The 11,847-nt window shown below is 39.9% G+C and carries 13 protein-coding genes and 1 pseudogene; 9 read left to right on the top strand and 5 right to left on the bottom strand.

Annotation, left to right across the window (positions count from 1 at the left end; all coding sequences use genetic code 11):
• Window positions 1-2,654 (bottom strand): S6 family peptidase (locus CYP51_RS09265; RefSeq protein WP_103625209.1); only part of this gene is annotated, 2,654 nt, incomplete at its 3' end.
• 321 nt (window positions 2,655-2,975) lie between these two features.
• Here CYP51_RS09265 and CYP51_RS10145 point away from each other — a divergent pair.
• From CYP51_RS10145 to CYP51_RS10155, 5 genes and pseudogenes are all read left to right on the top strand, one after another.
• Window positions 2,976-3,218: a substrate-binding domain-containing protein gene (locus CYP51_RS10145; protein WP_258032842.1), complete on the top strand. Its 243-nt coding sequence runs from the start codon at window positions 2,976-2,978 to the stop codon at window positions 3,216-3,218.
• Window positions 3,219-3,287: 69 nt separating this feature from the next.
• A pseudogene (locus tag CYP51_RS10150) lies at window positions 3,288-3,836 on the top strand (substrate-binding domain-containing protein); the annotation flags it as partial.
• A 109-nt stretch (window positions 3,837-3,945) separates the two neighbouring features.
• On the top strand, window positions 3,946-4,641 hold the full coding sequence (locus CYP51_RS09275; protein WP_258032843.1) for a 4Fe-4S binding protein: 696 nt from the start codon (window positions 3,946-3,948) through the stop codon (window positions 4,639-4,641).
• Window positions 4,642-4,770: 129 nt separating this feature from the next.
• A complete protein-coding gene (locus tag CYP51_RS09280) occupies window positions 4,771-5,343 on the top strand; it encodes a radical SAM protein (protein WP_258032845.1) in 573 nt (190 codons plus the stop codon).
• On the top strand, window positions 5,327-5,470 hold the full coding sequence (locus CYP51_RS10155) for a hypothetical protein (protein WP_258032844.1): 144 nt from the start codon (window positions 5,327-5,329) through the stop codon (window positions 5,468-5,470). The genes CYP51_RS09280 and CYP51_RS10155 overlap by 17 nt, the downstream gene beginning before the upstream one ends.
• Before the next feature lie 396 nt (window positions 5,471-5,866).
• On the opposite strand, the gene CYP51_RS09285 is transcribed toward CYP51_RS10155, so the two are convergent.
• Genes CYP51_RS09285 through CYP51_RS09300 form a run of 4 tightly spaced genes read right to left on the bottom strand, consistent with a single transcriptional unit; the run spans window position 5,867 to window position 9,076 of the window.
• Window positions 5,867-7,216 carry a sensor histidine kinase gene (locus CYP51_RS09285; protein WP_103625210.1) on the bottom strand — a complete coding sequence of 450 codons (1,350 nt, stop codon included), beginning with the start codon at window positions 7,214-7,216 and terminating at the stop codon, window positions 5,867-5,869.
• Window positions 7,200-7,859, bottom strand: a complete 660-nt coding sequence (locus tag CYP51_RS09290; protein ID WP_103625211.1) for a response regulator transcription factor — start codon at window positions 7,857-7,859, stop codon at window positions 7,200-7,202. Before CYP51_RS09290 ends, CYP51_RS09285 begins: the two co-directional genes overlap by 17 nt.
• Before the next feature lie 38 nt (window positions 7,860-7,897).
• Window positions 7,898-8,545 carry a hypothetical protein gene (locus tag CYP51_RS09295; RefSeq protein ID WP_103625212.1) on the bottom strand — a complete coding sequence of 216 codons (648 nt, stop codon included), beginning with the start codon at window positions 8,543-8,545 and terminating at the stop codon, window positions 7,898-7,900.
• A gap of 45 nt (window positions 8,546-8,590) precedes the next feature.
• Window positions 8,591-9,076, bottom strand: a complete 486-nt coding sequence (locus tag CYP51_RS09300) for a PepSY domain-containing protein (protein WP_103625213.1) — start codon at window positions 9,074-9,076, stop codon at window positions 8,591-8,593.
• 526 nt (window positions 9,077-9,602) lie between these two features.
• Here CYP51_RS09300 and CYP51_RS09865 point away from each other — a divergent pair.
• The 4 genes from CYP51_RS09865 to CYP51_RS09315 all read left to right on the top strand — a co-directional run bounded on the left by CYP51_RS09865 (window position 9,603) and on the right by CYP51_RS09315 (window position 11,349).
• On the top strand, window positions 9,603-9,791 hold the full coding sequence (locus tag CYP51_RS09865) for a hypothetical protein (protein WP_180997764.1): 189 nt from the start codon (window positions 9,603-9,605) through the stop codon (window positions 9,789-9,791).
• A gap of 225 nt (window positions 9,792-10,016) precedes the next feature.
• A complete protein-coding gene (locus CYP51_RS09925) occupies window positions 10,017-10,661 on the top strand; it encodes a site-specific integrase (protein ID WP_219809040.1) in 645 nt (214 codons plus the stop codon).
• Window positions 10,662-10,760: 99 nt separating this feature from the next.
• Window positions 10,761-11,090 (top strand): type II toxin-antitoxin system RelE/ParE family toxin, encoded by a 330-nt coding sequence (locus CYP51_RS09310; RefSeq protein WP_103625214.1) that lies wholly within the window; start codon window positions 10,761-10,763, stop codon window positions 11,088-11,090.
• Window positions 11,077-11,349 carry a helix-turn-helix domain-containing protein gene (locus CYP51_RS09315; protein ID WP_084108620.1) on the top strand — a complete coding sequence of 91 codons (273 nt, stop codon included), beginning with the start codon at window positions 11,077-11,079 and terminating at the stop codon, window positions 11,347-11,349. The genes CYP51_RS09310 and CYP51_RS09315 overlap by 14 nt, the downstream gene beginning before the upstream one ends.
• The last annotated feature ends 498 nt before the right edge of the window (window positions 11,350-11,847 follow it).

Raw genomic sequence — 11,847 nt, forward strand, 5'->3', positions numbered from 1 at the left:
TCAGGCTTTGTTTCAGGCTTTGTTTCAGGCTTTGTTTCAGGCTTTGTTTCAGGCTTTGTTTCAGGCTTTGTTTCAGGCTTTGTTTCAGGCTTTGTTTCAGGCTTTGTTTCAGGCTTTGTTTCAGGCTTTGTTTCAGGCTCTTTGGTTTTATTTAGACTCATCAAGACTTTATTGTCTTTTATGGCATAAGTCGTAAAAAGACCGTTGATTTTTTGCTCGGTATTAAATATCGCGCCTTTGTTTACGATACTTTCTGCGCTTACGAGCGTATAGGTTTTTTCAGCAGTCATCTCGCCTCTCAAAGCCGCTGCAAAATCGATGTTAAATTTCATTCCCGCGCCAAGCGTCAAAACCTTTTTAAAATCCAAAATAGGCTCGTTTGCGTTGCCGAAATCTTTAATATTTAAATTTTTCGCTACGGTCGTATCGGGGTCAAAGGTTAGTTTGTTTGCTCCGCTAACGTCTAGATTTTCTATTTCTAATTTACCGCTTCCAGCCGCTATGCTGCGAGTAGGAGCCGTATTTTTGCCGTTTATTACGAGCTCTTTTAGCTTAGTCTTCGTGCCGCCGACTCTTAGCATGCTGTCGCTATCCATGACGATTCTATTTTTAAAGCTAACGTCTTTAACTAGCAAATTTCCTTTTTCTACGTTTTGGCGGTATTTTAAGCCGTCGTCGTAAGTATTTGAGCCGTCGAATTTATCGATATAGTGAGTTAATTCGCCGCTTAAATTTATAACGGAATTTTTCGCCTCTATATCGCTATTTACGTCTGCGTCTTTACCTATCGTAAGTTCTGAAGAGTTTATTTTTATGCTCTCTTTCGCATTAAATTTTCGCTTCTCCCAATCAGGCTGCGATAGCGTAGAAGGGCGAGTTAAATCCATATACGAAGGTTCGCTTAAACCAGCGGCGGCTATTTTATCCTTTACCGCCTGCGTTAAGACGCTATTATCTGCCGTAGCATGAGCGGTCGGATGTCCTTGAAGCGTAACCTTGGCGTTATTTAAGCTTAAACTTCCGTCTATATCAAAACCGCCGTCAAATACGAGTTCTCGCCCTTGCCCATCGTGTTTTACGTCTATGTTTTTATCTACGCTCGCGTGAAATATCGTATCCTTACCGCTTTCGCCGTTTATTTTAAGCGTTGCTTTTTGAGTGGATAAATTCGTGATTTTAGCGGCGTTTGAATTAGCCGAAACGTTACTAGAAATTTGATCGAATCCGTTTAAATCAAGCTTTCCTCCGCCGTTTCCAAAGAAAATTTTATCGTTTAAACTATCGTCTACGCTAAGCCTTAATAAACCTCTACCGCTAGTTAAATAAATTTTTTCAAAAGCGTTTACGACTCTTAGATCCACGATACCGTCGCCCAATCTTAAGGTTTTATTACCGCTAGAATTTACGATTAAACTTCCTTTGCCGACTTTATGTACGCTAGTATCGGCCACTACGTTTAAGCTCAAACTTGCGCCGCCAGCCACGTCAAATCCAGCAAGTCTAGTTATTTTATTGCTTCCGATACCGCTTAGAAGCGTAAAATTTCCGCTATTTACGACGATTCCGCCGTGGCCTAAGTCAAGGTTAGAATTTAGCGTAATGCTTGAACCGTTTGCGGCGTTAAATATATTATCTTTATTTCTTACGAGTTGGGCATTTGAGACGTTTAAACCGCTGACTAAATTTTCACAATTTCTCCTATAGTCGCTAAAATCTCTCATCGTTACGATTGAGGCGTGATTGCTATTATCGGCGACCGCCGATAAAACCCCTACTAGAACCCATTTTTGCGCTACCGTATCGTATACGAAAAATCCAGAACCGCTATCGCCGGGTAAAAGCCTGTTCCTAAAACCCCTATCAGAGGTCATAAACATATAAACCCCAGGCCTATTTATACTTGAAAGATTAGTTTTATAATGTGCCGAATAATTCACGCTTATTTCGTTTACGCTTCCACCCAAAGCCTGATTAACGATATTTTGATCTTCAAATTCTCTTGCGCTTACGACGTCGCTATATCCGTCGGTATCGATTTTCGGTTTTTCTAACCCGAGCGCTCCGGTGCCCGCTTGATAGGCAAGAACGTTATCGCCTCTAGCGCCGCCGCTATTTTTTATTTCCTTTAAATAGTTTTGTATTTTATCTATATTAGCCTCATCAGTCGCCCTGCTATCGCCTGAAATATCTAAATTCGGTACGTCTATCGGATCTATTTGTCCCTCTACGATGTATTTAGTCGTTCGCATATAGGCTGTATCGGAGTTATATAGCCTCTCTGTCGGGGTCGCCGTATGCGATGTTAGATATTCGTATTTAGTATTGCCAAACCATCCCCTATCTTCGTTAAAATTACTAGCCGCGGCAGCATCTAACGTATGGTTCGCCGTTACGACAAAATTTCGTCCGAGTGAAGTAAAATTTCCTTTATTATTCCTAGCGCTGCTATTTGGGATTTTATCAAACGTAAATTTGTCGCCTTTTCTTTGCGCAAATTCTAGCGGAGTATCTTGCGGGGTAAAAGCGCCCTTATTTTGCGCGAAATCAAGATAATCCCTATAATAATTCGTCCCTATATCCATAACCTGCGCATTCGCACAAGCGTATAAAACGCTTGCCAAAGCGATAGAAATACCGAATTTGTTATTTTTCAAGACAAAACCTCCATTTTGTGAATATAATTCCATTTAAAATAAGGGAAGTATTTTACAATATTTTTTATTATTTAATAATTAAAACCTTAATTATTTTTTAGACATTAAATTTACAATATGAAATTTTTATCTCATTAAAATTATCTCGCTTTTTAAACTTACTTTTGGTTATAATTACACCAAATTTGGTCGCAGTTGCGATTTACATTTGCATAAATTTACCTTCAACTACCATTTTTGCAAATTTCAAAAGTCAAATTTCACAAGTTTCGCATGCCGAAAATATCAAATTTACATTTCTAAATCCCAAAAGGATATTTCATGGAATTAAAACAAACTGGTATATCACGCCGTGGCTTTTTAAAAGGTGCTTTAGCCACAGCTGCTGCTGCCACTCCGCAAACGATGCTAGCTGGCTTTACGCCATTTAAGTCTGACTCGCTTCAGGTTTGGTCGTGTGGAGGCCTATCTGAAGCTTTTAATGAGCTAAATGCCATTTACGAGGCAAGAACAGGGCACAATATCCAATACACTGGTGCTTTTGCTGGTGCTCTTGGCAAGTAGCTTTTAGCACTTTAAAGCACGACCGAGCTCTTTGGAGCAAGGGTTTTAGAGCTTTCTAAAAAACTTCGCAAAGCTGGCCTTAGCCTCCACTTTAGACCGCTATGCTTTACTGACTACGTCCTAGTCATGCCAAAAGGCAACCCTGCTGGTATTCGCGACTTAAAGGATCTTGCTGAGCCAGGAGTTAGAGTGATGCTGCCGCTTAGATCATCGCCCCCTGGCAGTGGCCCAGTCAAGGGGATCTTAAAAAACTCAAACCTCACTGATGCGGTGATGAAAAACATGGTCGCAAACGGATTATGCGTCATAAATATGATGTGCGAGCTAGTTGATGGCAAGGGTGACGCTTCGATCATCGAAAAGCGCCTAACAACGCATGATAGATTTAAAGACAAGATCAAGTATATGCCCATCGACGAAAAGCTCATCCCGCCTGGGCCGCTCACTTTTACGCTAAATATAATGAAATATGTAAAAGATAAAAGGCTCGCAAATGACTTTGCAGACTTTGTTTGCGGCACCGATGGGCAAGAAATTTTTGAAAAGCATGGCTTTACCTCCATTTATTCAGCGCGTGGGCTAGAGCTTATAAAAAGGTTTGGTGTAAAAGATGTGTAGTAGCTGTAATAGCGCATGCTCTAATAGCAGTGCATGCGACAATGTAAATTTAAAAAAGAAAAGCAAAAACTCTCCCACAACAAAGATAAGACGCCTAGTGTAGCTCATCTTGATAGCAGGCATCGGACAATGGGCATATTACGGCATTTTTAGATGCCCTTTTGTAGTGCTATTTGTAAATTGCCAAAACTGCCCTATCATCACCTGTTGGGGGCGGATCACATCGCTGTTTTTTCGATTTTGGCTATTTATCCCAGCGCTTGTCATCCTCTTTGGCAGGGCATTTTGTGGATGGGTCTGTCCAGCAGGATTTGCCAATCAAATGCTTGGTAAATTTGCCTTTTTCAAACTAAAAATTCACAGCAAAAAGCTAATAATCGCTCAAATAGGTATGCTAGCTACCACCATAATCAGCCTTTGGGTCTATTTCGTCTGGGGCAATCCACGCATGATGATACCTATAAGAACGAGCGATGAGTACCTAACTGCCCTCACTTTGTCACTTCGCTTTGGCGAGTGGGAGTGTGTCACTCGCACAGCAGTCATCATCTCAGTCATGCTAGCCTCGCTGATCGTAGCTAACCTTTGGTGCCGTTTCGTCTGCCCATCAGGTGGCGTGCTTGAAATTTTGCGTAAATTTTCGATATTTTGTGTCTATAAAACAAGTGCTTGTGACGACTGCGACGCGTGCTTGCGCAAGTGCAAGATGAGGACAAGACCTGATGAGATAAACTGTACAAACTGCGGTGACTGCCTCAATGTCTGCCATGCAAATGCCATTAAATTTGGAAGGAAAAAGAGCTAATGATCTTTCGCACCAAAGCTGATCTAGATAACCACCCATGCTTTAACAAAAAAAGGCCTCCGCTAGCTACGGACGCGGCATCTACCAGTAGCACCTCACTGCAACATCCAGTGCAACTTCTGCAACCGCATATATGACTGCGCTAATGAAAACCGCCCTGGCGTAACAGCAAAGGTGCAAACACCAGATGAATCGGTGAAATTTCTAGAAAAGCTCTTTAAATTTAGACAAGACATATCCATCATCGGCATCGCTGGACATGGCGATCCGATGTGTGACGCTGACAAGACGCTAGCGACCTTTGAAAAGTGCAAGTCACACTTCCCAAACGCCCTGCTCTGCCTCTCGACTAATGGCTTAGCGTTGCCTGAGCATGTGGATAAGATCGTGCGCCTTGGCGTGAGCCACGTGACAGTGACTGTTAATGCCGTGACGCCAGATGTTGGCTCGAAGATCTATTCGTGGGTGAGGTATGAAAATAAAAAATACTACGGCGAGGAGGCTGCTAGGATACTGCTAGCGCGCCAGGACGAGGGCATCCGCAAGCTAAAAGAGGCTGGCATGCTAGTAAAGATAAATACCGTCGTCATCCCAGGAGTCAATATGGACCACGTCCAAAGCATCTCGGCAAAGGCAAAACAGTGGGGAGCTGACATAATGAACTGCATAGCGATGATACCGGTGCATGACACCCTTTTTTGAAAATTTAAAGTCCCCTTCAACCGATGAGATCCACCGCATTCGCAGATCAATAGCTAGCGATATAGACCAGATGACGCATTGCAGTAGGTATCGCCCTGATGCATGCGGGAAGCTTAGCGAAAGATAGCGATAAAAAGCACTAAATTTAGTGCTTTTTTTGCATTTTTGTTTTTCTTGTGTGGCTCGTGGCTTGTGTGTCTTAGAGCTCTGGGCTAAATTTTGTAAATTTTGTTAGATATCAAAGTTATAAAAAGCATAGAAATGTGTGGTTAATTCGTAGTTACAGTGTTAAAGTAGCGAAATTTTCTTTACATTACATTGCAAAACATCTTTTTGCAAACTCTTTTAAAACCCTTTAAATGGGCTTTAAATCACACATCTTAATGCTTTGCTCAATCTTTATCTATCTCGCAACTTTGATAGTCTTTTGCTTATTAATAGGCATCATTTTGTGTAAAATTTAAATTCGCTCTTATATTTGTTTTACTCTTGCGTAAATTTTATCTTAGCAAACTACCTAAATTTATGCTTGTTTTAAATTCACAAGCTCAAATTCTGCCCAAAATTCGCTTCCAGCTCCTGTTTCGCTTTTTACACCAAGCCTTGCGCCGTGAATTTTAGCGATATTTGTAGCGATGGCAAGGCCAAGGCCACTGCCTGTGTTTTGGCTCTTATTTCTTGAGCTTTCAACTTGGTAAAATTTATTCCAGATTAGCTCGCTATCTTTTTTAGAGATACCGACACCATCGTCTTTTACAGACAAAAGTGCGTGCGTTTTTGTGAGGCTTAAATTTAGCTCAACTTTGGTTGTGGCAAATTTTAGTGCATTGCTTAAAAAATTATCCATGAGCCTTGATATCATCAGCTCATTGCCTAAAATTTGGACATCTGGCGCTACCACGCAACTAAATTTTAACCCCTTTGCACTTGCTAGCTTCTCATAGTCGCTGGCTAAATTTTGCAAGATAGAGCTTAAATTTATATCTTTTAGCTCCAAATTTCTGCCAGCTTCCAGTCTTGAAAGCTCCAAAATTTGATCTATCAGCGAGGTTATTTTCTTTGACTGCCTAGAGATGACCTCCAGCGACTCCTTGGCCTCGCCCAAATTTTGTGAGTAGTTTTTAGCGTAGTCGCTCTCAGCCATGATGACAGATAGTGGCGTTCGTAGCTCGTGCGAGACATCTGAGGTGAGCTGTTTCTCGCTTTGATAGACCTTTTCAAGCGAGTCGAGCATCTGGTTAAAAACGCGTGCAAGCGCGTGCAGCTCGTCTTTGCCAGCAGGCAGGTCAATACGCTTTGAAAAGTCTTTGCTACTGCCTATCTCAAGCGCAGTTTTTGACATCGCAGCGACTGGTTTCATCGCGTTTTTTATCGTTTTGTAGCCGCCGTAAAGCACAAAAATAAACAAAACTGGCACAAAAACGCCCAGCGCTAGTAAAAATAGCCCCTCTTTTTTGAAAAATTTCTCCGCATTTATTACGCCTCTGATCCAGACATCTTTGCCTTTAGCTGCGATATCGTAGTAGTAAAAGCGGTTTTCGTCTTCTTCATAAAGCTGCACCGCACCGCTTTTCATTTTAAGTGAAATTTGAAAGCGCTTTGGCGCTAAACCGCCGATCACATCGCCTTTTGCGTTATATTTTATAAAAAATATCCCATCATCGTATGGCTCAAACTCATCCATATTATTGGCGATCTTGGTGACTGATTTGGCTAGCTTTTTTTGACTCACATCCTCAAAAACCTCATCCGCCACGACCACCGATATGGCAACTAGAGCCGCCACGATAGCGATGATAAAAAACGAGTACCAAAGCGTTACGCGCGCGGTTATCGGGACGTTTGCAAGCGCTTGCTTAATCCTTAACAACATAGCCAAGCCCTCTTTTAGTCTGGATCACATCGCACTCGCCAAGCTTTTTTCTTATGTTTTTTATAAGCACGTCGATGACGTTTGAGCCGCCTGTGTAGTCAAAGTCCCAGACGTGCTCTTTGATCTGCTCGCGAGTTAAAATTCTGCCCTTATTTAGCATCAAAAACTCTAAAATTTCATACTCTTTGCCAGTTAGCTCGACCTGCTCGCCGCTAAATTCTACGGATTTTTTAGAAAGGTTGATCTTTAGCTCGCCTGCGCAAATTTCACTAGCCGCATTGCCGCTATTTCGGCGAATGAGCGTGCGCACCCTAGCTAGCAGCTCTTTAAAGTCAAATGGCTTAACTAAGTAGTCATCAGCGCCCGCATCAAGCCCCTTTACAACGTCGTCCACATCGTCCTTTGCCGTTAGTATAAGCACAGGGGTCGCTAGCTTTGCGGCGCGCGATCTTTGCAAAAATGTAAGTCCGTCCATCACCGGCATCATAAGATCAAGCACGATGAGATCGTAGTGCGCCACCGCAGTAAAGTCCATCGCCTCCTCGCCGTTAAACGCGCTATCTACGCTATATCCGTTTTTCTTTAGGTGCCTTGTGATGACGCTATTTAGGTCTTTTTCGTCCTCGACGACTAAAATTTTCATCTTTGCCTCACTTGGTTTTGCCAGCTATTTTATCAAATTTAGCTTTTTATTTTTAGATTTAAAATTTCTCCATTTGCTGCACCTATCTTAAAATCATATAAAAAGCCGTTAAATTTAGCTCTTGCGTCATAAAAATACTCCGCTGTAAGCGTGCCAAAGCTTTGTTTTTTAGCTAGATAGATCGGCGCAAATTCCACCTCTTCTGACTTTGCTTTTAGACGCTCTAAGATAAGCTCTTTAACTCTTTCTGGCAAGATGTGAGCCAGCCCTTCAAATTTAGCCTGCTCTTCATTTATCTTTGATAGCTCCACTCTTTGCGCCTCGTCTTTTAGGTAGTTTGAAGCGTTTAATAGCCACACTCCAGCCTTGCCAGCGTAGATGAGCGCATCCGCTGCACCTTGAAGCGAAAGCTCAAGCGCATTTTTAAAGAAATTTTGAGCTTTGCATTTTAGAGCTGCTTGGCTTAAAATTTTTGCGCTACTGTTTGCCTCGCTTGAATTTTTATCTAAATTTTCACGCATTTGCTCACCCTCTCCTAAATTTTCGCAACTATTTTTATAAATGTTAGGCTTGGCATTTTTGCTTAAATTTTCTCTCGCGCTTTGGCTAAAATTTTCGTTCAAATTTTTCTCTAAACCCTGCTCGCCAACGTTATCGTTTAAATTTTGCTCTAAATTTTCACTCATCTTTTTCATCTTTATAAAAATTTAACGCGCAAAAAGGGCGCTATATCACTTTGTGTAGTTGCCGATTATCTCGCCAGTTTGAGCGTTTATGATCACCTTTTTCTCGCTTATACCACGCTCAAGCTCGACCTCATAAACCCAAATGCCGTTTTTGTTATCAAGCTCAGCCCCCTCAAGGCTCCAACCAGCCTCGAGTGCTAGCACTTTAGCCACAGCCTCGTCGATGCTTAGGACAAATTTTGAAAAATCTACCGCTTCGATCGGTAAGATATGTTTTTTATTTTTATTCTCTACTTTGACGATTTGCCCGCTATTAGCGTCGATCTTAATCTCTTGTTTGATGCCGTCTTTAAAAGACTCTATCTTGTAAAATGTCGCACCATTTTTGACATCTATCTCGATATCTTTGACGCTTGAGCCTGGGAAATTTTTCTCAGCTATGTTTAAAGCCTCTTTTGACGTGATGGCTGCTTGCAAGCTTGTCACTCCTAAAACTGCTACTAAAACTGTCGTGCCTAATATCTTTTTCATTTTTGATCCTTTTGTTTTTGATTTCCAACTTTCGTTTGGATGAGCGCATTATAAAAGTCTTAAATGAAGCTAGAATGAATAAAGGAAAATTGTTTTAACTTCGTTCAAAGACAAATATCTAATCGCATTTTGATTACGAATCAGAACGATATACTTTGAAACAATAAATAAAACTGAGAGGAAATAAAAGAGAAAATTACAAAAATAAGAAAACTTAAAGTTCTTAAAACATCGTTAAAACCGGGATTTTAAAATGAATTTTGAAGAAGAATGGCTCCGGATGCTGGGTTCAAAAATATATAATTCTTAAACACTCCAAAATATTCTATAAATCCCTAAAATACGCCATTTAATAGCTTAAGTATACTCTAAGTTACACTAGAATATCATGCATTTTTATAAATTTTGGGAACAAATAGGGAACAAATTTAGGGGGTATTATGGCAGGAAAACTTAAACGTTCGGAGTCAATAAATACCCGGGAATTTTCTTTAATAATCTAGCTAACGGCGATGTGGTTTTTTATATGAGAGTTACGCTTGAAGGCAAAAAGGCCAACGTAAAAATCGGATCAAAATCCGAAGGCGTAAATATAACCTACGCATATAATAAAAAGAAAGAATTCGACGCCAAACAAAGAAACGGCGAATTGCCAGATAGCATAACCAAGAAAATATCTGCCAAGAATAACAAAAGCTCGCTTAAATTTGATTAGATCGCAGATGCCTTTTTCGGATTTAAGCTAGAAAAAGAACCCGATAACGCCGTCAATATAAAAGAGCAAAGACGAGATTACGAAATTTACCATAAGGATAAGTTAGGCGGTCTAGCCACGACGCAGATAACACCCGAGATGATAAATGAGCATCATAAAGATATTTCTCAGATAATCTCACCTAAAACCAAACGAAAGCTGTCGCAATCCAGGATAAACGCTATAATGGGTATAGTTAGGACGATTTTTAATCACGCTATAAAAAATGACCTTATCGATCATATTAGCCCATACAAGATAGAACTAAAAAAGCCGAGCAACAAGCGAGAGAGATTTTTGGAGCTTATCGAGATAGAGCTTTTACGCAAAGAAGTAGCGGGCAAAGAAGACTTTGCCCTAGAGCTGTTCGTTGAGCTTGCGCTTTGTACGGGAGCTAGATTAGAAGGAATTTTAAATATCAAGAAAAAGGATTTAGCGTTATCTACCAAGTCGGTCACCATAAGCGATTTTAAAACAAAGAGCACGCATACAGGGTTTTTAAGCAAAAGGGCGTTAGAAATGATAAATCAAATTTATACCGCCCTATCCCCGAACGATTTTTTAGTAAATAAGCCAAAAGCTACTATTCAAAATGTTTTACAGCCGTTACTAAACAAGCTTTTTAATCAGAATTTAGATATAAGCGACGCAACCAATAGAGTAGTCATTCACACCCTTAGGCATACGTTCGCTTCGCATCTTGCTATAAAGGGCACTCCGATACTAACGATAAAAAAGCTAATGAATCACTCTGATATCAACCATACCTTAAGATACGCTAAACTAATGCCAGATAGCGGAAGGGAGATGGTGGAGAGGTTGTATGAATAATTTTATGTCAAGTTGTTAATTCAGCAATAAGCATATAAAACAAACTGCATTTTATATCATATATGGTATAATAGGACTTAGTCACATAAAAGGGTTACGATGTGGAGCGTAGAATTTGCAAGCGAAGCCATAAAAGACGAGTTCTTGGAGCTGCCGACCGGTCTCAGGCAAAGAGGTTATAAAATGTTCGAGCTCTTAGAGGCTAGGGGTAATACCTTAGGGGAGCCGTACACCAAAAGCCTAAATGACGGACTATTTGAGATACATATAAAGTCGGATGAAGGTATAGCTAAAAGCATATATTGTTATGAAATCGGTAAAAGGATAATAATCCTGCTAACTTTTGTCAAAAAAACGCCAAAAACGCCAAAAAGCATACTAAATTTGGCGAAACAAAGATTAAAAGAGTTTAAAGATGAGAACCGTTAATTTTAGAGAAGTTTTAAAAGAAGAGCTAAAAAATCCGGAATTTAAAGCGCAATACGATGCGTTAGAGGACGAATATAAAGCCATAGAAGCTTTAATAGACGCCAGAAGCGAAGCCGGGCTAACTCAAAGCGAGGTAGCTAAAAGGATGGGCATAACCCAATCAGCCGTAGCTAGGATAGAAAGCGGAGCGTATAATATCAAGTATAAAACATTCTTTAACTACATAAAAGCTTGCGGTAAAAGAGTGGCGATAGTTTGAGTGAGATTAATTATCTAGCAAATACTCAAGTCAATACAGAAGAAAATATTAAGCTTTGTTGATTATCAAATCGGGGCTTTTTTGCAAATACGACTGTTAGTAATTTGGAAAAAATAAGATCGTTATGGTATAAATATATTTTTAACACGATAAAATCGAGATTTTTAATACGTCTACAAAAATAAATACGGCTATATTATAACGATGCTTGTTTTATTAAATAATCTTAATCCCACACAAAAATACTCTTCTTTTTGATTTTTATTTCTTGCTCAAAAAACAATCTCTACTTTAATCTTTGTTTATGCTATATAAAAACCAACAAAATCTCAATTTTTAAAATTTGTGCTAAAATACAAAATAAAAAAACAAAAGTAAATTTCCATATAAACCAAAATTTACTTTAACTTAATAAAAAATAACAGTTTCTAATTCCATCGTACAGTTTTAGAACTTAATATCATTTATCAAAACATCAAGAATAAATAACCTCTACAT

Source organism: Campylobacter concisus (genome assembly GCF_002912895.1).
Taxonomy (GTDB): domain Bacteria; phylum Campylobacterota; class Campylobacteria; order Campylobacterales; family Campylobacteraceae; genus Campylobacter_A; species Campylobacter_A concisus_G.

Excerpts from the sequence above, each read along its gene's own strand:
- CYP51_RS10145 (WP_258032842.1), top strand. The coding sequence starts at position 2,976 with ATGGAATTAAAACAAACTGGTATATCACGCCGTGGCTTTTTAAAAGGT.
- CYP51_RS10155 (WP_258032844.1), top strand. The coding sequence starts at position 5,327 with ATGACACCCTTTTTTGAAAATTTAAAGTCCCCTTCAACCGATGAGATC.
- CYP51_RS09285 (WP_103625210.1), bottom strand. The coding sequence starts at position 7,216 with ATGTTGTTAAGGATTAAGCAAGCGCTTGCAAACGTCCCGATAACCGCG.
- CYP51_RS09290 (WP_103625211.1), bottom strand. The coding sequence starts at position 7,859 with ATGAAAATTTTAGTCGTCGAGGACGAAAAAGACCTAAATAGCGTCATC.
- CYP51_RS09295 (WP_103625212.1), bottom strand. The coding sequence starts at position 8,545 with ATGAGTGAAAATTTAGAGCAAAATTTAAACGATAACGTTGGCGAGCAG.
- CYP51_RS09300 (WP_103625213.1), bottom strand. The coding sequence starts at position 9,076 with ATGAAAAAGATATTAGGCACGACAGTTTTAGTAGCAGTTTTAGGAGTG.
- CYP51_RS09865 (WP_180997764.1), top strand. The coding sequence starts at position 9,603 with ATGAGAGTTACGCTTGAAGGCAAAAAGGCCAACGTAAAAATCGGATCA.
- CYP51_RS09925 (WP_219809040.1), top strand. The coding sequence starts at position 10,017 with ATGGGTATAGTTAGGACGATTTTTAATCACGCTATAAAAAATGACCTT.
- CYP51_RS09310 (WP_103625214.1), top strand. The coding sequence starts at position 10,761 with ATGTGGAGCGTAGAATTTGCAAGCGAAGCCATAAAAGACGAGTTCTTG.
- CYP51_RS09315 (WP_084108620.1), top strand. The coding sequence starts at position 11,077 with ATGAGAACCGTTAATTTTAGAGAAGTTTTAAAAGAAGAGCTAAAAAAT.